Consider the following 20,503-nt stretch of genomic DNA (forward strand, 5'->3'; position numbering starts at 1 on the left):
CCTTCGGCTATGAAGCTGTCGGATTGCGGAGGCGCCATCCGAGCGAACGGTCGCGCGCGGTAAGTTCTCCGTCCGCTACCGTGAACTCTGCATCGTCCCGCGGAATGGTCACAAACAACCCGAACATAATCCACGCGGGCAACGCGTATTGCCACACTCCGGTACCCGCGATGACGAGCCAAGTACACACGAGCATGAGAGCAGCCGATCTAGCTGACTTCGAAGCAGAGGACCTGAAGTAACTGCGAAATAGCAGGGCAAGCGCCACCACCAGCAGCAGGAGTCCGATTATCCCAAGCTCCGCCAGGACGCTCAGGAAGACATTATGGGCGTGCATGCCATCCTCGGACAGCCAGGGATAGGAATCTGCGCCGCTACCGAGCAGCGGGTTTCGCCCGAAGATGACCAGCGCCCGCTCCCAAAGAGTGAACCGCCCGGACGACAGATCCTCCGCACTGCTGGCATCCAGGAACAGACGCGAAGGCAGGACATCCTCGACGTGCGACCAGCCGGCCACGAGGACGCCCGCCATCGAGGCGGTGAACAACCCTCCGGCTAGCGGACGGGTCTTCAGGCCTCTTGCCGCTATGACGAAGACGCACAGCAGAAATGCGACCGTCGCACCACGACATCCGGTAAGGCCGATACCGAGGCCGAAGGTGGACATCCCGACCATCAGCGCAATGCTCGAGGCAAGGCGACGCCTCGCCCGGCGCCAGTACAAAAGCACTAACAGTGGTACTCCGCTGACCAGCGAGTACGCCGTGTAGTTTGAGTTGACGTTCGCCAACCCGTAGCGACCAGCAGAGTCGATGGTCGTTCCGCTCTTGAACGCCGAGAAGATCAGGATGAGATCGACGCAGCAACCGACGATGTAGCAGGTTGCGAGGAAGTACCAGTTCGATCGGATTCCCGAGGTCCGCACCACGACGATAAATGCGGCCGCGAGCCCCACGTATTCGACGAAGATTGTGGTAGCGGACGCGCCACTGCTGACATCACGCCAGAGGATCGATGCAATGGCATACCCGGCGAAGAGCACCAACAACACTTCCACCGAACTGGGCCGTCGAATCGTGCCTCCACGCAGCGCGCGCAGGGCGTACAGCGCCGCAGCCGCCAACAGGGCGAACTGGGCATATTGGCTGTTTGTCACGGGTGCGGCTGCTACGGTCAGCCCGAGAACCAGCGGCCACCGTACGAATGAGGGAGATCGGGTCGGCATCATACTTTGCCTACGTCACGCGTGTTCACGCGAACACGGGGGTGGCTTGCGGCACACGACTCGAGGAGCTGCGGTGTAACGTTTGGTCGGTCATGCCTTCAGACCCCGCATACTCTCGGCCAGCATCCGCCTGATCGAGTCGCGGTCAGCGGCCGACAGCACGAAGTAGAACGACGACGCTGCCGTTGTCGCAGTCAGGGCGCTGGCCAATGCCAACAACTGCCGCCACCCAGACACCCCACACGAGACGGAAATCACATTGCCGACAAGTGCGCCGACGATTGCGAGCGACGCCGCCTTCACAACCGGCGAGAAGGTCGCTCGTGCGGGAATCCCGAAGACAGTCTTTGCATAGAGCGGCATCAGGACTGCGCCGAGGAGGGTGAACGCTGCCGCACTCGCGAGGGCGACGCCGTAGGCTCCCAGTGTCGTCGTCCGAACCACTAGGACCGCGAGGCCAACGTCGAGTACCCCCGCCAGGCACGTGATCATACCGATCGCGCGCACCTTCCGGACCGTCTGGAGCGCCGTAACGAGGGGCATGGTCGCGAGGTTGTAGCCCAGGTGCACGATGACCAGCAGTAGCAGCGGCCACCAAGGCGCGATCGCTTCACCGAGCCAGAGCTTCAACAGCGGCCTCGCGCTACCAGCCACGACGACGGTGGGAACCAGAACGACCGCCGCGAGAATTCGAACAGCTCGCACGCTATGGCGGCTGAGGCCCTCCGGACCATCCTTCGCATAGATGTGGGCCATCGGCTGTGAAAACACGCTAGCCACGGTGGTCGCAAGTGCACGGATCATCGTTGGCCACTGCATCAGCGCGCCGTAGATGCCACCTTCGACTGGTCCGATCAGCCGATTCACCAAGATGACGTCGATCGTGAGGAACACCATGTTTCCCGTGAACGCCACCACTGACCAGCCGCCAAACTGAAGCAGGTCCACGAACACCTCGCGATCGAACATGAGGCGAGGCTTGAGCCATGGCATTCGCCGCATCAACCAAGTGACCGTTTGCAGGAGGCTCACGATCCCGCTCGCGAGCAACGCAAGCCCGACCATCGCCGGACGCGCGGACACGGCGGTGACGAGAAAGACCACGAGTCCCACGTTCACGACTCTGTTTACGATTTCGATCTGGCCTTTCTTATCGAGCCGATTCGTATAGTAAATTGCGACGGAAAGGGGCGAGGAGACCAACACTAGAACCAAGTTTGCGGTCGCAGCCATGAGCAGGACGCGTGCATCCGGCTCGAACCCGGCAGGTATCCTGATGAGCGACGGGGCGCTGAACGACAGGCCGACACCGATGACGAGGAGCACGACGCCGAGAGCCAGGGAGCCCCACAGTGCCGTGCTGAAGATGTCGATCGCCTGAGCTCGATCGCCTCTGGTTAGCGCGATCGAGATGTTCCTCGCCGTGGCGGCGTTGAGCGCCACATTTGCGACATACAGGTAATTGACGATGCTGTATGTGAGTGGAACGAGACCGTAGCCGGCTACCCCGAGCTTCCTGACCAGGAACGGCGCCAGAAAGAAGCCGACGAGTGTGCTCGTGCCGAGACTGGCGATGTTGACCGCGAGGTTCTTGCCGAACTGCCGCGGCGCAAGATCCGGCACTGCACGGCACTGGCCCGTCACGTCCTCATCTCTCCACGATCCAGCGCCACCAACGCTCTAAGCCACGCGACCGCTGCCGCGAAGCCCAGCCACCCGAGGCGACTCGAGGGGCGCGACGTTCCAGCCCACCATCCTGAACACCGGGCGAATGCACCGCTCCGCCGAGGCGCCGATCGCAACGCGACATGAGCGCTCAACACACGTCCGACCGGTTCAGCGTCAGTCGGCCGCGACACATCCCTGGGATGAAGTTGGTGACAGCACCGTCGGCTCGAAGTCGCTGCCTTCCGCCGAGTGAGGCGAAGGACGGGTGAGTCTAGAGGGATCGCCGGGCGCCGTCGAGTCCCGGGCACGGTTTCTCCGCGGACCAGCTGCTGATAACATCGCTTGGCGCTGCGTGTCTCGCGCCGTCACCCGCTCGCCGACTCCGTGCGATCGAATTCCGCCGCGCCATCCGGTCGCTCGTCGATCGCCTTCCACAACCCCCGCGAGCTTCCATGGGCGTCGCCCTCTCGTGCGACTGGTACCGTTCGCATCGCGGCTCAGGAACCTAGTCATGCGCCACATCCACACCACGTTGCGTCTACTCGCCGCGTCTTCACTTGCGCTCGCCAACGTCCGTGCGCGCGCGGAGGCACCTTCCTCTACGACCAACGCGAATGAGTGGCTTGTCACTGCTGCGCACTCGAATACCGCCCGCACGCTGAGAGATCGATTTGCGGACGCGCTCAACGTACGCGACTTCGGCGCGACCGGGGACGGGCGTACCGACGACACCCATGCCGTCGAAGCCGCCTACGCCGCCTTGGGGCCCAGAGGGGGAACGATCACCTTTCCTCCCGGGGTGTACCGGTTCAACCTGACGGTTTCCAGAGGCGGCGTGTACCTCCGCGGTTCCGGCGTGGGCTCCACTCGCACCCAGGGTGGCGAGGCCGGCACCATCTTTCGGCCGGCCAACCCGCGCGCTCCCGTCCTGCAGTTCGGCGACTGCGGCGCAGGTATCTATTTTGGAGGCGTGGCGGACGTCGCGCTGCACGGCGACACTTCGACCATCGCCGATGGGCTCCGAGTGTGCGGAGCATTCTTTCTCGATTTTCAGAATCTGTCCGTGTTCGGGTTTGGTGGAGACAACGTCTTCGTGACTTCCGCGAAGGCTGCCCCGACGTCGTTCATCCATTTCAGGAGATTCGTCAGTCGTGGCGCAGGCGGTGCCGCTTTCAGAGCCTCGTACGGGCCGAGCTACACGACCGCTCTCTTCTTGAGCGACTTCTCGCTCATGGATTCGTCCGCGTTCGGCAAGCGGGCGCTCGTCGTGGACGGCACGCGCATATGGCTGTCGGATGGCTATCTCGACGTCCACGACCGAAAAGGCATTCTGATCACCTCCGGCGGCTCGGTCGTAGGGAGTGGCGTGTCCATAGACACCGTTGCGAGCTCGGACGTAACGGTCGAGGTGAATTCGCCTCCAACAGCCATCCAAAGGTTCATCCAGGGTGAGGTGATCCTGAACGGGAGAGTTGCCTGGAGCGATGGAACCGTCTCACCTTCGATGGGCGCAACATCGCACTACAGCCGATACGCGCGGCTGTTCTCGCCGAGCGTTGACGGCTATATGTCCCTTGGCGACGCTTCGCACCCACAATCCACGCAGAGTGACGGCAGCGTGAGGCTCGGGCGCGAAGGCCAGACCGGCTCGGGGACGGAAACCGTGATCTTGTCGGGTGCTGCGCTGCGACCGGACATGACGGCGGCCCATCCGCTTGAGACGGGCTCGGCCGGTGCTCTGTGGCGCGCCGCAGATACCGGTCAGCTCAGGTTTGCGTCGACGGTCCGGCGCCCCGCGAGCGATTCGGCTGGGGCGCCTCTAGCGACGTTCGTCGCCGTGCCGAGGACTTCGACGTCTTCGTGCAATCCAGGTGAATGGAGCGCAGACACGACGTTCTTGTACGTGTGCGTGGCACCGAGCTCATGGAAACGGACGCCTGTCGCATCTTGGTAGACCCGGCGATTTCCATTGGGCGCGCGGTCGATGTTCGGGGACCGTCGGACCTCTTTCTGCAACAGCGTTTCGCGTGGCAACAAGTGTCGGGGGGATGCGTCTTCGTCCGCATCCCCCCGACCCGCTGCGACTGCTCGCTATGGAGCGATCACGTAGTTCATCGTCGCGAGTGCGTCGCGAACGACCGTCGTGCTGGTGCGGACATCTACCTGCACTGCGTACGTGCCCGGCGGGGTCGAGCCCGGGAGCGTCCAGGTGGAACCGGTGCCGTAGTCCTGTGCGATCTTCCACGTGGTCCCGTCATAGAACCAGAACCGGTACTGGTAACCGGAGGAGCCGGAGCCCGTCGCCGTGAACACCACCGAAGTACCGGTCGCATGCGGGCTTGGAGAGTCGGCACTGAGCGTCACGGTCGTCGCGGGCGGCGGGACGATGGCGTAGCTCATAGACGTGGCCGCGTCGCGAACGACGGTCGTGGTCGTACGAACATCGACCTGAATTGCGTAGGAGCCCGGCGACGTCGATGCAGTCATGGTCCAGCTCGAACCGATTCCGTAGTCCTGCACCATGGACCAACTCGTGCCGTTGTACAGCCAGAACCGGTACTGGTATCCGGTGCTGCCCGACCCGATGCCGGTGAAGACGACGGGCGTTCCGGCGATGTGCGGGCTCGGCTGACTCGCCGTGAGCGTCACCGCTGTCGCAGGCACATTCGCGATGACGTACTTCATCGTCGCAAGCGCGTCGCGAATGACGGTAGTGCTTGTACGAACGTCGACCTGCACCCAGTAGGTCCCTGCCGGCGTGCTACCCGGGAGTGTCCACGTGGAAGCGACCCCGTAGTCCTGTGCAATCGCCCACGTGACGCCGTTGTAGAACCAGAAACGGTACTGGTACCCCGACGATCCCTGGCCGGCCGCCGTGAACGTCACCTGAGTGCCGGTGACCTGCGGGCTCGGCTTGTCTGCTGTGAGCGTTACGCCCGTCGCCGCCGCTGACGTGAGGTTGCACCCGACCGAGGTCTGCGCCTCGAAGTTGCCGGACGTCGTGGTGCGGATGTGAACCACCACCGTGTAGCTGCCGATCGGTGTCGTGGCGGGCATCGTCCACGTCGACGTCGTGCTCCAGTCCTGCACCATCGTCCACGTCGTCGCCGTCGAGGCGCGGATGAAGAACTGGTACTGGTAGCCGGACGCGCCCTGCCCCTGCGCCGTGAAGGTCACGGGCGTCCCGACCACCTGCGGGCTGGGCTTGTCCGCCGTGAGCGTCACGCTGAGACCCGTGCCGCTCAGCGAGACCGTCAGCACGGGGTTCACCGGGTCGTTGCTGTTGATGCTGAGGATCCCTGCCCGTGCGCCCGACGTGGCCGGCTTGAACGTCACGCCGAGCGTACAGCTCGTCCCGGGAGCGACGGCGGCGCCGCAGCCGTTCGTCAGCGCGAAGTCACCGGGGGTTGCTCCACCCACCGAGACGCTCGTGACGGCGAGCGTCCCGTACCCCGTGTTCGAAAGCGTGACCGTCTTCGTCACGCTCGCGGTCGCGACCTGCTGGTTCCCGAACGCGATCGACGTCGGCGAGACCGTCGCGACGGGCGGCGGCCCGATCTGGACCGCGTTCGACCAGTTGGAGGTGCCGTTCGGACCCGACGCGTTCACGCGGTACCAGTAGCCGGTGGTCGGCGACGCCGATGAGTCTGTGAACGTCACAGTCGAACCGTAGCCCGGCTTCGGCGGTGCGTTGAACGTCGTCGCGCTCGCGAAGCTCGCGTCGAGGCCGCGCGACACCGTGAAGGAGGTCTCGCTCGCCGAGTTGTCGTTCCACGTGAGGACGTTGCCGCTCCCCGTCCACGTGACCGCGAGGTCCGTCGGGTCCTCCGGCGGCACCTGGTAGATCACCGGCCGCATCATGTCATTCTCCTCGTGGCCGAGGAGGTGGCAGTGCCACACGTACTCGTGACCGAAGTTCTTCACCTCGTTCACGACGGTGATGGGGTTGTTGTTCGTCGGGTCGATCCCCGTGAACCCCGCGGTCGAGCCGAGCGGCACCGCCGGGTTGAGTGGCCGGATGCTGTCCTCGAGTGGGAACGGCGCGAACGGCCGGATCGGCTTGATCGCGACGATGCAGTCCTCGAGCGGGTTCATCCGGACGGTGTCCTTCCACCCGAGCTCGTTCGGATCGGGCGGACGGATCGCGCCGTCCCAGCCGACGCGGTTCACCACCTGGACGTTGAAGAGGTGGAAGTGGATGGCGTGCGTGTCCACGCCGTTGTGCGTGATCTTCCAGAGCTGCGTCTCGCCGGCCCTGATGATGTCGGTCGCCGGATCCGGGTAGTAGTAGGGGATCGTCGTCTGGGTGAAGAAGTCGGTGAACGGCAGCTCGACGCCGAGGAGCGCGTTCATGCGCCCGTAGTCGAGCTCGAAGAGCTCGTGGATCGCCTTCGGCTGGAGCGGGATCGTGATCGGCGCGCCGCCGGAGAGCGGCGTGAACGTCATCGAGGTGCTCTGGATGCGCGCGAAGTTGTCCTTGAGCGTCGCGGAGTAGGTGGAGTTGTACGCGGACTGCGGGACGACGATGGGCGCCTGCGCCTGCACGAATGCGCCCGCCTGCCCGGCCGTGGTCGCGAACGCGGCGTTCAGGGCGGCGAGGTCGAACGGCGCGCCCGGCGTTCCCTTCACCCGGAACTTCATGATGGTGCGGGTGTTCGGGCCGTAGCCCTCGAGCGTCGCCGGCGCGCCGCCGGTGTCGGTCTGGTCCGGATCACCGGTGTAGTAGTCGTACCGCGGGTCGATGGCGGGCACCGGCGCCGGCGCGTCGTTGTAGAGGATCAGCTCGGAGCCGGGCGGCACGCTCGAGAAGTCCACGATCACGTCGGCGCGCTCGGCCGGGCCGAGGAAGAGGGACTTCTCCGCGACGTTCAGGACCACGATGTCGCGGCGGTTGTAGACGTAGTTCACCGGCTGCGGCGGGACGACCGCCGGCTTCGGGAGGAAGCCGCCCTCGGTGCCGATCTGGATCATCGACGGGCCCGCGGTCGCGGGGTCGGGAACGCCGCCCTGGCGCGCGTCAGTCGGCCAGGTGGACGGGAAGCAGCCCGCCGGCGAGGCCGTCGCGCTGCAGACGCAGTTCGTCGCAACCGTCGCGCTGCAGCTCGGACGCGGGAAGGCGTCGACCATCTTCACCTCGGTCGGGTGCGCCGGGTCGACGTAGTAGAGCTGGAGGTTCCAGAAGCGGTCGTTCGCGGCGTTCAGGATCCGGAAGCGATAGGCCTTCGGCTCGACGTCGAGCACCGGGTACGCGGTGCCGTTCACGATGGGCGTGTCCTGGAACGCCTCCGGCGTGGTGGTGGGGTTCGGGGTGCCGGGCACCTGGCAGACCTCGCCCACCGGGCAGCCGTTCAGCCCGTCGCCGACGAGCGGCAGCGGCCCGTTCGTGAGCTGCGTGACGGGCGGCCAGAACCACGGGCCGTAGTCCCATCGGCCCATCGCGTTCGCGCCGCTCAGGTCGTACGGGTTCTGGTTCGGCATGTAGACGTGCGGGAACCAGAGATCGCCCGCCTTCGAGGTCGGGACGACGTACGGCCAGGTCGGATCGGTCGCGTAGGTGCCGGTGGCCGACGTCCCGGCGACCGGATCGGCGGGCGCGCCCGCGACGAAGGTCTTGTCCTGGATGATGAGCGGGATGCCGTACCGGTACACGCCGCCGAGGTTCGGCAGGACGCCGCGATCGATGAGCGACTCCTCGACGTCGTCCACGAGCAGGTAGCCGGCGGCCTCGCCGGCGTACACGTTGAGCCGGGTGATGCCGTACGAATGGTCGTGGTAGAACATCAACCGCGCGCTCTGCCCGTTCGGATAGTAGTAGGTCGCGGAGCCGTCGCCCGGATCCGGCATGTCCGGCACGTCGTGGAAGCTCACGCCCTTCTTGAAGACGGTCTGCTCGCCGGCCGGCGTGAACCACTGGTGCGGGGTGCCGTCGCTGTACCAGGGGTTGTCGCCGCCGTGCAGGTGGAGCACGGCGCGGTTCTCGGTGTAGCTCGCGCACGACTGGGTCATCGGATCGCACGCGTTACCGTTCGCGTCGAGCGGACCCATGCCGGCGCCCATGAGGCTCTTGTCCACCGGGATGAAGAGCTTCCCGGCGTCGCCGGTGCCGAGCAGGTTCGAGAACTTGATGCGGACCGGGCGGCCCTTCTTCGCGATGATGACCGGCCCGAGGTAGTGGTTGCCGGTCCCGCCGTTGAGGTCCTGGTAGCCGCGGAGCCTCGTCGGCGGCAGGTCGGAGTGAAGCTGCTGGGCGTAGTCGGTGAGGCCGATCTCGTAGTAGTCGCCGTCCGCGGGCACGCCGGGCGGCGCGGGCTTCGGCGCGGCCACCGGGATGTACTGGCCGAGGTCGTTCGCGTTGCAGCTCGTGGCCGGATCGCAGCCCGGGAGGCCGAGGCCGGGCAGCGTGTCCACGAACTTGCGGAGCCCGGTGCCCGGGACGACCGCGCCGCTCGCGTCGAGCTGAGGAAGCGGGCTGTTCGCGTAGTTCGGCGTGAGGCCGCTCAGGTAGTCGATGCCGGCGCCGACGGGCGCGGGGCCGAGGGCGGACGCGGTGGTGGTTGGCTGCGCCGCGAGCCGGCTGGTCGGGCTGATCGCCTTCAGCGACGGCGCGGTCTTGGCGCTCTTCGCTGCGGCGGCTGCCGCCGCGCGCGCCGCCGCGGCGCGCTGGGCAGCCGCCTTCCGGTCCGCAGCGGTGATGCTCCGCATCTGGCCCTTCTTGCCGGCGGGTTGGACCGCGGTCGGAGCGGGATCGGGCTCGATCCTGCTTCCCTCCCTCGTGCTCGTCGTGCGGGCGTCTGCGACGCCGAGAGACAACACTGCTGCGACTGCGGCGACGCGCGCCGCAACCCACGAACTCCTCGTCATGGACTCTCCCTCTTCGGTGCCTGCAGGCGCGCGGCCGGGCGCGCGCCTCCCTATCCGCGGGCAAACTGGTGGCCCCGTGCGGAGACGGCATGTCGCCCGATACCGGTACACCCTGGGCGAGACCCGTGAACGCAGGACGCGGCGCAGGAGCGCCGAGTCCACAGGGCAAGGATTCCCGGGGGATTGGGAGAGAGCGCGGCGAGCGTCAGCGTGCGCTTACGCCCCTTCGGGGCAAACACGCTCGGTTCACGTCAGGTGAACGTCACGACGGCCGCTCTTGGCGACGGCGCGCGAGCGCCGGAGCGGATCAGGCCACCTTGGCGCTGGAGCCGGGCTCGTCTTCCCGGTAGTAGCTGGACCGATAGTAATAGTACTGTGCGTACCGGCGGTCCTGCAGATCCAGCTCGTTCAGCACCGAGCCGAACAGGCGCGCCTTCACGTCCGCGAGGCTCCGGACGGTCCGTGCGGCGACGTCGCGCGAGGTCTGCCCCGCCTTCACGACGACGAGGGTGCCATCGACCTTCGTCGCGATGACGATCGCGTCCGCGACCACGCCGGCCGGCGGCGAATCGATCACCACGCGGTCGTAGCGGCGGGACATCTCCTGGACCAGCGTCGCAAAGTTCGCGGTGTGGAGCAGCTCGGCGGGGTTCGGCGGCACCGGCCCGCAGGGGAGGACGTCGAGGTTCGGCACGTCGGTCCGGACGATCGACGCGTCCAGGGAGCCATCCCCCAGGATCAGCGAGGACAGGCCCGAGCCCGTCGGGACGCCGAACACCTTGTGCACGCGCGGGCGGCGCATGTCCGCGTCCACGAGCAGGACGCGGTTGCCGCTGTTCGCCATCGTGGCGGCGAGGGCCGCCGCGGTGGTGGTCTTCCCCTCGCCGGGGCCGCTGGAAGTCACGAGGATCGTCCGGAGCGGCTTTTCCGGTGACATGAAGAGGAGGTTGGTCCGGATCGACCGCAGGCACTCCGCGGCCGCGGAGGTCGGTGCGGAATGAACCGCGAGCTCGGGGCTGTGGTCGGCGGCCTTCTCGATCCGCGGGATGATCCCGAGGAACGGCAGCCGGAGCCGCTCCTCGATCTGCTCGCGGGTGGTGATGGTCGTGTCGAGCGACTCGAGGAGGAACGCGAACCCGACGCCGCCCGCGAGGCCGAGGAGGACGGCGAGGGCGAGGTTACGGACCGGCCGCGGACGCACCGGCCACTCGGGCGGCTCGGCCCGATCCAGCACCCGGACGTTGGACATCTGGAGCATCCCGGTGACGCCGGTCTCCTTGAGCCGCTGCAGCACCATCTCGTAGAGGCGCTGGTTGTTGTCGTACGTGCGCTTGAGCGACAGGTACTCCCGCTCGAACTGGTTCAGACCGAAGGACTCGGCCTTGGCGCGCTCCAGGAGCTGCCCGAGCTTCCGCTCGGCCTCCACGGTCTCGTCGTACTCGCGCCGCGCGGCGCCGACGGTGTTCTGGATCTCGCGGTCGAGGTTCTGCCGCGCCGCCGCCATCTTGGCGGCGCACGCCTCGACCCTGGGATGGTTCTCGAGGTAGCGGCTCGTGACGTCGGCGCACTCGAGCTTGGCGTCGAGGTAGCGGACCTTGAGCTCCGGGATCGCCATGTTCTGGTTGGAGAGGACGGTCGCGTCCGCCTGCGGGTCCTCCTTCAGCCCCTCGACGGTCTTCGCGAGCAGCTCGTTCCTGGCCGCGAGCGTCGCCCGCTGCACCTGGGTCTTGGTGAGTGCGTCGTTGATCGCCGCGATGCGCTGCGTGACGACGGTCTGCCGGTCCTCCCAGGTCGTCGACACGATGTCGTGCGACTGCTTGAACGCGAAGAGCGCGTCGGCGCTCTGGGCGAGCTTCGCCTCGAGATCCGCGAGCTGCTGCTCGAGCCAGTCGGAGGCGCTCTGGGTCGTCGTCGAGCGGACCGAGAGGCTCTCGGCGATGTAGGCGTCTGCGACGGCGTTCGCGATGGTGGCCGCCCACTTCGGATCGCGGTCCTCGACGATGATGTGGACGACGCGCGAGTCCTTCACTGGCACGACGGAGAGCCGCTCCTGAAGTGTCTCGACTGGATCGACCTTCTGCAGAGCGTCCTTGAGCTTCGCCTCGTCCTTCATTCCGTCGAGGCCGAGGAACCGCTGGTCCTGCGCGAGCTGGAGCTTCTCCACGACGCGCTGCGCGACCGCCCGGCTGGTGATGATCCTGTACTGCGTCTCGAAGTACTCCTTCGACGACCAGAAGCTGCTGGTGCCCGTCTCCACCACGTCCTGCACGTCCTTGTTGTTCAGGACCTTCGGCGCCTGCAGCTCGATGATGAGCGTCGCGGTCCCGGCGTAGATCCGGGTCTGGCGGAGCGTAACCACAAGCGTGAGGAGCACGGCCGCCGCGAACACGGCGAGGACGGTCCAGCGCCTGCGCAGGAGCACGCGCCAGTACGCGTGCAGGTCGAGCTGATCACCCTCCTCGCGGAGGACGGGTCCCTGCGGATCTGCAGTCGGGGGCATGGGCTCCTGCCGTTCGGCGCGCGGCGACGGCCGCGGGAAAACGTGCGCGAGTCTAGAGGGATCGGGCGGGTCGCGTCGAGCCTGGGGGTCCCTTTTTCGGAGCCCGGCTCCGCTGATAGCATCGGCGCCCGTGCCCCACCGATACCCCGGCTCCCGGCCGTCTCGCGCGGCGCTCGTGCTCTGCGCGCTCGTCGCCGGGAACGCGCTGGCCCGGGGCGGGGTGGATCTCCCGACCGTCGCCGTGTCGGCGCTCGCGGCCGCTGGCGCGCTGTTCCTCGCGACGCTGCGCCGCCGATCGGGGCGGCGCCAAGAGGAGCCGATCTCCGCGATCGAGCTGCCGCTCCTCGTCGCCGGCGCCGCCCTCCTCACGCTGGCGGTTGCGCTCCAGCTCGTCCCGCTGCCGCTCGCGATCGTCCGGCTCCTCTCGCGCGAGAGCGCGACGCTGCTCGAGCGCCACCTCGGGAGCGTGGGCCTCCTCGGGACCGCGCGGCCTCTGTCGCTCGATCCCGGCGCGACGGCGCTCGAGCTCGCGAAGACGGCGACCTGGACCGCGATCGCGGCGACGGCGGCGATCGTCGCCGCGGAGCGGCGCGGGCGGGACCTCCTTCTCCGCGCCCTCGCGCTCTCCGGGCCGGCGGTGGTGGCGGCGGTGTACGGCGCGCGACTTGCCGGCGCGCAGCCGCTCCTGGAACCACGCTTCCCGTTCGTGAACCCGAACCACCTCGCGGGATTCCTGCAGCTCGCAGCATGGCCGGCGCTCGGGTTCGCCTTCCGCGCGCGCGGGCCGGCGCGGGTCGGCTGGCTTCTCGCGTTCGCATTCACGGCGAGCGGCATCTTCCTGTCGCTGTCCCGCGGCGGCATCGGCGCGTTCGTGATCGGGGCCGGGCTGTTCCTCGCGCTCTACGCGCGCGCGGGACGGCGCGCGCACGCCCCGGAGAACGCGCCGCCGCCGGTGAGCTGGCGCGAGACCGTGCGGCGGGGCCCCCGCGCCGTCGGCCGCGCGCTCCTCTTCCGGTCCGGCGCGGTCCTACCGGTCGCGATCTCCGTCGCGCTCGGCCTCGCCGCGTTCCTCGCCTTCGACCGGATCGTCGCCGAGATGCGGACCGTCAGCGAGGCGTCCACGACCGAGGTGAAGCTCGCCCTGTGGCCCTCGGCGCTCCAGGTCATCCGCGACCACCCCCTCGTCGGGATCGGGCGCGGCGCTTTCGCGAACGTGTTTCCCTCGTACAAGTGGGACCCGCTCCTCGCCACCTTCACTCACGTCGAGAACGAGTGGCTGCAGGTCCCGGTGGATCTCGGTGTCATTCTCGGACCCCTCGCGATCGCGCTGTTCGCATGGGCGTGGCTCGCCGCGGCGCGGCGGCGGGAGATCTCGCGCCCCATGGTCGGTGCGCTCGCCGCGGCCGGCGCTGTCGTGGCGCAGAACGTCTTCGACTTCTCCCTCGAGATCTCCGGCGTGGCGATTCCCTTCATCATCGTGCTGGCGATCGCGGCGCGGGACATGCCGTCCGTGCGCGTCCCCCGCCTGGCCATTCGCGCATTCGCCCTCGTCGCGCTCGGCCTCGCCGCGCTGGGCGTCTCGCTGTACGCGCTCCATCCGCCCGAGCGCGACGCGGAGCGGGTGGTGAGCGCCGAGACGCCCGACAACGCGATCGCCATCGCGCGCGAGGTCCTCCCGTGGCACCCGGCGGACTGGGTCACGCCAGCCGCAGTCGGCACGAAGCTCGCTGCTGTGCTCCGCTGCGACGAGGCAGAGCCCTGGTTGACGCGCGCGATGGAGCGAAACCCGACCGCGTTCGCACCTCATCGCGGGGCGGCTCAGTGCTACGTCTTCCGCGGCAACACCGTCCTTGCAAAGCGGGAGTACCGGCTCGCGACGATCCTCGGCGACGGCGACGCGTTGAAGGAGGCGTATCCGTTCTTCCCTCGCGCGCGCGACCTGCTGGAAATCGCGCCGGACACGCCGGCCGGTCTCCTGGCGGCCGGCTGGATCATGCGCGACGACTGGGACGGCGCGAGGGAGGCGTTCCGACGCGGCTGGGAGCAGTACGCCGACCCGCACGCTCTCTCCGGTCTGATCGCGGTGGCGCTCGATCTCGGCGAGGCAGACGAAGCCCTCGCCCTCGCGCGGCAGCTCCAGGCGGCGGCACCGCTCGATCCGGCCGGGTTCGTCCTCGCCGCGCGCGCCCTCGACGCGGCGAGCGATGGCGACGCGGCGATACAGGAGTTGCAGGGGGGGGCGGCGCGGTTCCCGGGAAGCGTGGAGCTTCTCGATCCCCTCGGCCTCCACCTCATGCAGAAGCGCCAGTTCTCCCTGGCGCGTACCACCTTCGACAAGATCTTGGCACGCGATCCCCCCACCATCATGACGAAGAAGATCCGGATCGCGCAGGCGCTCGAGGGGCAGCAGCGGTACGGCGAGGCGCTCCGGGTGATCGCCGATGCGCGCGACGCGGTTCCGGACAGCCCCTGGCCGCTCGAGACGCTCGCCCGGATCTCGGCGAAGGCCGGCCGCTTCGATGACGCCATCCAGGCGCTCGAGCTCGCCTCTCACAAGCCGGCTGTCCCCGCCGGGAAGTATGACGAGTGGATCGACGCGCTCAAGACCGCGCGCGTGAAGCAGGCAGTGAGCCCCGCGGCGGACGCACCGGCCGGAAGCCGCTGACGCGCGGGTCACCCGTCCGTGTCGCCTCGAACCCGACGGGACCCGCCGCTCGGCGGGGCGCCGTCCGCTTGCGCTTGAAGAGACCCCGGGCGTCTGCGTAAGGTGTCGCCGCATATGGCAATTCTCTGGCCCACAGAACGCATCGTCGTCACCGGCGGCGCCGGCTTCCTCGGCTCCTTCGTCATCGAGGAGCTCCGCCGCCGCGGCGCGCGGGAGATCTTCGTTCCACGCTCCAAGGACTACGACCTCGTGGACATGGCCGCGGTCCGCGCGCTCTACCGCGACACGCAGCCCACGCTGGTGCTGCACCTCGCGGCGCGGGTCGGCGGCATCGGGGCGAACCGGGACAACCCGGGCAAGTTCTTCTACGACAACCTCATGATGGGCGTTCAGCTCATCGAGGTGGGCCGGCAGGTCGGCCTGAAGAAGCTCGTCGCCCTCGGCACCATCTGCGCGTACCCGAAGTTCTGCCCGGTCCCGTTCAAGGAAGAGGACCTCTGGAACGGTTACCCCGAGGAGACGAACGCGCCCTACGGCCTCGCGAAGAAGATGCTCCTCGTCCAGAGCCAGGCCTACCGGCAGCAGTACGGGTTCGACTCGGTGGTGCTCTTCCCCGTGAACCTCTACGGCCCCCGGGACAACTTCGACCTGCACAGCTCGCACGTGATCCCGGCGCTCGTCCGGAAGTGCGTCGAGGCGCGCGAGCGCGGGGAGAAGACGATCGTCGTCTGGGGTGACGGCTCGGCCTCGCGCGAGTTCCTGCACGCGCGGGACGCCGCCGAGGGCATCGTCGCGGCCGCCGAGCGGTACGACAAGTCCGAGCCCGTGAACCTCGGCGCCGGGTTCGAGATCAGGATCCGCGACCTCGTGCCGATGGTCGCGCGGGCCTGCCGGTTCGAGGGCGAGATCGTCTGGGACACCTCGAAGCCGAACGGGCAGCCCAGGCGCATGCTCGACACCTCGAGGGCGCTCCGCGAGTTCGGGTGGAAGGCGCGGATCGGGTTCGAGGAAGGCCTGAAGGAAACGGTCGAGTGGTTCGAGAAGAACCGGGGGAACATCAAGTGAAGAAGGCGCTCATCACCGGCATCACCGGCCAGGACGGCAGCTACCTCGCGGAGCTGCTGCTCGAGAAGGGCTACGAGGTCCACGGCATCGTCCGCCGCTCGTCCTCGTTCAACACGCAGCGGATCGATCACGTCTACCAGGACCCGCACGAGCCCGGCTGCCGCCTCTTCCTGCACTACGGCGACCTGAACGACAGCTCGTCGCTGAACCTGCTCCTCAAGAAGCTCCGCCCCGACGAGATCTACAACCTCGGCGCGCAGAGCCACGTCCGCGTGTCGTTCGACGTGCCGGAGTACACGGGCGAGGTCACCGGCCTCGGCGCGTGCCGCCTCCTCGAGGCCGCCCGCGAGCTCGGCCTCAAGGACACCAGGATCTACCAGGCGTCGTCGTCGGAGATGTTCGGCGCCTCGCCGCCGCCGCAGAACGAGCAGACTCCGTTCTACCCGCGGAGCCCGTACGGCTGCGCGAAGGTCTACGCCTACTGGATCGGCGTGAACTACCGCGAGGCGTACGACCTGCACGTCTCGAACGGCATCCTCTTCAACCACGAGTCGCCGCGGCGGGGCGAGACCTTCGTGACGCGCAAGGTCACGCGCGCCGTCTCCCGGATCAAGCTCGGCCTCCAGAAGAAGCTCTTCCTCGGCAACCTCGAGGCGAAGCGCGACTGGGGCTACGCCAAGGACTACGTCGAGGCGATGTGGCTCATGCTCCAGCAGCCGAAGGGCGACGACTTCGTGATCGCCACCGGCGAGGCGCACTCGGTCCGCGAGCTGTGCGACGAGGCGTTCGGGCACGTCGGCCTCGACTACCGCGACTTCGTCGAGAAGGACCCGCGCTACTACCGCCCGACCGAGGTGGACTACCTCCTCGGCGATCCCTCGAAGGCGGTGAAGCAGCTCGGGTGGAAGCCCAGGACGAGCTTCAAGGAGCTCATCCGGATCATGATGGAGGCCGACCTGGAGCTCGCCGAGCGCGAGCTGCGCGCCGGAGCCGGCCCGGCGGTCTCCCGGCACGGCTGAGACGGGCCTAGCTTTCCGATACGAGCACGGAGCCTCCATGAAGCTGGCAGTGAGTGAGCTCGCCCGCGTGGGCGTGGGCTTCGGGACGAGCGGCGTCCGCGGCAAGGTCGACGCCCTGTCGGACCGCGCCTGCTTCGCGTACACCCTCGCGTTCCTGGAGCACCTCTCCCGGTCCTCGCCGGGGGGACCCCACACGGTCGCGCTCGCGCACGACCTCAGGCCGAGCAGCCCGCGGATCACGGCGGCGTGCGCCGCCGCCGCCCACAGCCTGGGATGGCGCGTCGTGTTCCTCGGCGCGATCCCCACGCCGGCGCTCGCCCACTACGCGATCCAGTCGGGCGTCCCCGCCATCGTGATCACCGGGAGCCACATCCCGTTCGACCGGAACGGGATCAAGTTCTACACGGCGCAGGGCGAGATCCTGAAGGCCGACGAGGCGGCGATCGCCGGGGCCACCGTCGACCTGGACGACGCGGCGTTCGACGGGGATGCGCTGCGGAGCCCGCCGGCGCTCGGCCCGGTCGAGCCCGCCGGCCGGGAGCTGTACCGGCGGAGGTACCTGGGCTTCTTCCCGGCCGGGATGCTCGGCGGGCGCCGGATCGGCGTGTACCAGCACTCCAGCGTGGCGCGCGACCTCCTCAAGGAGCTCCTCGCCGCGCTCGGCGCCGACGTCGTGCCGCTCGGACGGACGGACACCTTCGTCCCCGTCGACACCGAGGCCGTCAGCGAGGCCGATCAGCTCCAGGCGCGGCGCTGGTCCGCCGAGCACCGGCTCGACGCGATCGTCTCGACCGACGGCGACGCCGACCGGCCGCTCGTCGCCGACGAGCGCGGCACGTGGCTCCGCGGGGACGTGGTCGGCCTGCTCTGCGCCGGGTTCGCCGGCGCCGACGTGGTCGTCACGCCGGTGAGCAGCAACACGGCCGTCGAGCGGTGGGGGAGGTTCTCGAGGGTCGAGCGGACGCGGATCGGCTCCCCCTACGTCATCGAGGCGATGCAGCAGGCCGTCCGGGGCGGGGCGAGGTGCGTGGTCGGCTACGAGGCGAACGGCGGGTTCCTCGTCGGCAGCGACCTCGTGCGCACGGGGGATCGCGCTGCCGCGCTGGCCGCCCTGCCCACGCGCGACGCCGTGCTGCCCATCCTCTCGGTGCTCGCGCTCGCCGCGGAGCGGTCCGGCCCGGTGTCCGCGGTCACCGCCGACCTCCCGCGGCGGTACACGCACAGCGACCGCATCCAGGAGTTCGAGACGGCGCGGAGCCGGACCCTGCTGGACCGGCTCGGCGATCCCGCAGTCCTGGCGCGGTTCCTCGCTCCCGTCGGCACGGTCGCCGCGGTGAACCGGGTGGACGGCGTGAGGGTCACGCTGGCGAGCGGCGACGTTGTTCACCTCCGGCCGTCGGGCAACGCCCCCGAGCTGCGCTGCTACGCCGAGAGCGACGCCCCGGAGAAGGCGCGCGAGCTCTGCGCCTGGGGACTCCGGCAGGCGCTCGCGAGCGCGTAGTCCGGCCCGTCCTTCGACTCCGCGGCCGCTGTGCGGCCGCTACGCTCAGGGCGACCGGGATGGGCGGGCGGCGGCCCCGAAGCGGCCCTACGCCCAACGCGACCGGGATGGGCGGGGGCGGCGGCCCCGAAGCGGCCCTACGCCCAAGGCGACCGGGATGGCCGGGCGACCCCGAAGCGGCCCTACGCCCAGGGCGAACGGGAGAGCTCCGTCCGTTCGCCCTGAGCGTAGGGCGCGGTCTCCGTCCGCTGTCGCCACCCTCCGCGCCCGGAGTCGAAGGGCGCGCCCAGGGCGACCGGGATCGCCGAGCGGCCGCTCCCCGGCCCGCCTGGTTCCGCCGTCGGTGAGCGTCTGATAGAACCTGCGTTCGCATGACCTCGCTCTCCGTCCTCGTCCCCGTCTACAACGAGCAGCACCTCGTCGCGACCTCGCTCGCGCGGCTCGAGGTCCTCGAGGGCTCGCCACACCTCGAGCGCATCCAGGCGATCGTCGTCGACGACTCGTCCCGCGACGGCACCGCCGCCGTCCTCCGCGCCTTCGCGGAGCAGCGCGGGGTCCAGTGGCTCGAGGACGGCCCCATCGAGAGCGGCGTCGAGCTGAAGGGCCACGGCCGGAGCGGCAAGATCGAGTGGGTCTTCCTCCGCCACGTCCTGAACGGCGGCAAGGGCAGGGCGATCCGGACCGCCCTCGCCGAGGCGACCGGCGAGCTCACCGTCATCCACGACGCCGACCTCGAGTACCACCCGAAGGACCTCGCGCGCATCGTGAAGGTCTTCGTGGAGGAGCAGGCCGACGCGGTGTTCGGCTCGCGGTTCGCGGGCGCCGAGGCGCGCCGCGCACTGCTCTTCCGCCACGAGCTCGGGAACCGGTTCCTCACGTTCCTCACCAACTGGGTGACCAACGTGAACCTCACCGACATGGAGACCTGCTACAAGGCCGTCCGCACGGATCTCCTGAAGTCGATCCCCATCATCTCGAACGACTTCCGGCTCGAGCCCGAGCTCACCATCAAGCTCGCGAAGCGCGAGGCGCGGATCTTCGAGGTCCCGATCAGCTACTCGGGCCGGACGTACCAGGAAGGCAAGAAGATCAACTGGCGCGACGGCTTCAAGGCGCTCTGGGCGATCCTCCGCTTCGCCATCTCGGACCGCGTCTACACCGACGACGCCTACGGCTCGCAGATCCTCGGCCGGCTCGCGCGCGCCCCGCGGTTCAACGCCTGGATGGCCGACACGATCCGCCCGTTCTGCGGCCAGAGGGTCCTCGAGATCGGGAGCGGCACCGGCAACCTCACCCGCCGCCTCGTCCCGCGACAGACGTACGTCGCCTCCGACATCAACCCGCTCTACCTCCAGACCCTGAACGGGCTCACGGTCGACCGGCCCTACCTCGACGTCACGCTCACCGACGTCACCCGGGGCGACTCCTTCCCGCAGGTGCCCGGGGGGTTCGACACCGTCGTGTGCCTCAACGTGATCGAGCACGTCGACGACGACCATGGCTCGCTGCGGAACATCCGCAGCGTCCTCTCGGCGGACGGGAAGGCGATCATCCTCGTCCCGCACGGTCCGGGGCTCCTCGGCACGCTGGACGAGGTGCTCGGCCACAAGCGCCGCTACACGGAGGAGACGCTGCGCCGCCTCGCGAAGGACGCCGGCTTCGAGGTCGCCGAGGTGCTCCGGTTCAACCGCGTCGGCTGGCCGGCGTGGTGGCTGAACGGGAAGGTCCTGCGCCGCAAGCAGTTCGGGCTCTTCCAGATCCTGACCCTGAACGCGCTCACCCCGGTCTTCCGGCTCGTGGACAAGCTGCTCCCGTTCCCGCCGCTCTCGCTCATCGCGATCCTGCGCCCCACGACGGCCGGCGCAGCCGAGGCGCCGGTCGAGCCGGGCGAGCCGTCCGCCTCCACCCAGGCGACGGCGTAGCGGCTCACGGTCGCGCGACCGTCCGCCGCTCCTCGCGAGGCGTGCGCCGCCCTCCGGGCCGGGTTAGTCCGGAACGG

Annotated in this window: 10 protein-coding genes; 6 read left to right on the plus strand and 4 right to left on the minus strand. The window is 68.7% G+C overall.

What is annotated here, in order from left to right; all coding sequences use genetic code 11:
* Positions 1-7: 7 nt before the first annotated feature.
* On the minus strand, positions 8-1,156 hold the full coding sequence (locus AMOR_RS12290) for an O-antigen ligase family protein (protein ID WP_248361456.1): 1,149 nt from the start codon (positions 1,154-1,156) through the stop codon (positions 8-10).
* Positions 1,157-1,315: 159 nt separating this feature from the next.
* Positions 1,316-2,869, minus strand: a complete 1,554-nt coding sequence (locus AMOR_RS12295; protein ID WP_248361458.1) for a lipopolysaccharide biosynthesis protein — start codon at positions 2,867-2,869, stop codon at positions 1,316-1,318.
* Between the two features lie 535 nt (positions 2,870-3,404).
* Between AMOR_RS12295 and AMOR_RS12300 the strand changes: the two genes are divergently transcribed.
* The gene (locus AMOR_RS12300; protein ID WP_248361460.1) at positions 3,405-4,847 is read left to right on the plus strand and encodes a glycoside hydrolase family 55 protein; all 1,443 of its coding nucleotides are present in this window, start codon (positions 3,405-3,407) and stop codon (positions 4,845-4,847) included.
* Between the two features lie 137 nt (positions 4,848-4,984).
* Here AMOR_RS12300 and AMOR_RS12305 read toward each other — a convergent pair whose 3' ends face one another.
* Positions 4,985-9,595, minus strand: coding sequence for a choice-of-anchor D domain-containing protein (locus AMOR_RS12305; RefSeq protein ID WP_248361462.1), 4,611 nt, complete (start codon positions 9,593-9,595; stop codon positions 4,985-4,987).
* A gap of 466 nt (positions 9,596-10,061) precedes the next feature.
* Positions 10,062-12,254, minus strand: coding sequence for a GumC family protein (locus AMOR_RS12310; protein ID WP_248361464.1), 2,193 nt, complete (start codon positions 12,252-12,254; stop codon positions 10,062-10,064).
* A gap of 130 nt (positions 12,255-12,384) precedes the next feature.
* On the opposite strand from AMOR_RS12310, the gene AMOR_RS12315 reads away from it, so the two are divergent.
* The 5 genes from AMOR_RS12315 to AMOR_RS12335 all read left to right on the plus strand — a co-directional run bounded on the left by AMOR_RS12315 (position 12,385) and on the right by AMOR_RS12335 (position 20,426).
* Positions 12,385-14,919 (plus strand): tetratricopeptide repeat protein, encoded by a 2,535-nt coding sequence (locus AMOR_RS12315; protein ID WP_248361466.1) that lies wholly within the window; start codon positions 12,385-12,387, stop codon positions 14,917-14,919.
* Between the two features lie 114 nt (positions 14,920-15,033).
* The gene (locus AMOR_RS12320) at positions 15,034-15,984 is read left to right on the plus strand and encodes a GDP-L-fucose synthase family protein (RefSeq protein WP_248361468.1); all 951 of its coding nucleotides are present in this window, start codon (positions 15,034-15,036) and stop codon (positions 15,982-15,984) included.
* Positions 15,981-17,003 (plus strand): GDP-mannose 4,6-dehydratase, encoded by a 1,023-nt coding sequence (gmd, locus tag AMOR_RS12325; RefSeq protein ID WP_248361470.1) that lies wholly within the window; start codon positions 15,981-15,983, stop codon positions 17,001-17,003. Before AMOR_RS12320 ends, gmd begins: the two co-directional genes overlap by 4 nt.
* 37 nt (positions 17,004-17,040) lie before the next feature.
* Positions 17,041-18,504 carry a phosphomannomutase gene (locus AMOR_RS12330; RefSeq protein WP_248361471.1) on the plus strand — a complete coding sequence of 488 codons (1,464 nt, stop codon included), beginning with the start codon at positions 17,041-17,043 and terminating at the stop codon, positions 18,502-18,504.
* 371 nt (positions 18,505-18,875) lie between these two features.
* Positions 18,876-20,426 (plus strand): glycosyltransferase, encoded by a 1,551-nt coding sequence (locus AMOR_RS12335; RefSeq protein WP_248361473.1) that lies wholly within the window; start codon positions 18,876-18,878, stop codon positions 20,424-20,426.
* Positions 20,427-20,503: the final 77 nt, after the last annotated feature.

Source organism: Anaeromyxobacter oryzae, from assembly GCF_023169945.1.
Lineage (GTDB): Bacteria > Myxococcota > Myxococcia > Myxococcales > Anaeromyxobacteraceae > Anaeromyxobacter > Anaeromyxobacter oryzae.